Origin of the sequence: Aureimonas ureilytica (assembly GCF_001475935.1) — a bacterium.
Lineage (GTDB): Bacteria > Pseudomonadota > Alphaproteobacteria > Rhizobiales > Rhizobiaceae > Aureimonas > Aureimonas ureilytica_A.
On the sequence record NZ_LDQA01000179.1, the window covers coordinates 1 to 755 of the forward strand.

The 755-nt window shown below is 57.4% G+C and carries 1 protein-coding gene; it reads left to right on the plus strand.

Going from position 1 to position 755, the window contains the following annotated elements:
* On the plus strand, positions 1–515 hold a 515-nt coding region (locus NS365_RS23355), incomplete at its 5' end, for an IS30 family transposase (protein ID WP_082684804.1).
* Positions 516–755 lie beyond the last annotated feature (240 nt).

The window sequence follows — 755 nt, forward strand, 5'->3', positions numbered from 1 at the left end:
GCTGGACACAGCGCCCCAGTGTGGTTGAGCAGCGCAGCCGCATCGGCGACTGGGAGCTGGATACCATCAGGGCCTCGCACGGAAAGGGTGCGGTGGTCAGCATGACCAAACGCACCAGCCGGCTGCATCTGCTGGCTTACTCCCCCGACGGCACCGCCGAGAACGTGCGCAACGCCATTGTCCAGCGACTGGGCGGCCTGCGCCATACAGTTCACACGCTCACCGCCGACAACGGCAAGGAGTTCGCCGATCATCGGCTCATTGCCGCCTGCTTGCAGAGCGATTTCTATTTCGCAGATCCGTACTGCCCATGGCAGCGCGGCAGCAACGAAAATGCCAACGGATTGACACGCCAATACTTGCCACGACAGACCGATTTTAGCACCATCACCGATGCGCACCTGCGATGGATAGAGCAGCGGCTCTACAATCGTCCGCGCAAGATACTTGGATTCAAAACGCCCCTCGAAGTCTTCTCCGAGGAGGTCCTCAAAAGCGTTGCGAATCAGAGTTGAATTCGCCGAAGCTATTTGCAGGACTGCAACAAAAATCCAGCTGACGGTCAGGGCTAATCACGAAAAGAAATCCATCCCCCCATAGTCCCCGATGGGGACTCAGAAGCCAGCGAACAACTGCTAACCAATCAGGAAGATCTGAGCAATCAGGGAGAACTGGGTCGTCAGGAAGAGCTGGTTCAGCAGAAAGATCAACACGGACAACCGAACCCGGTGGGGGTTATCCGAGAGACCTACAAC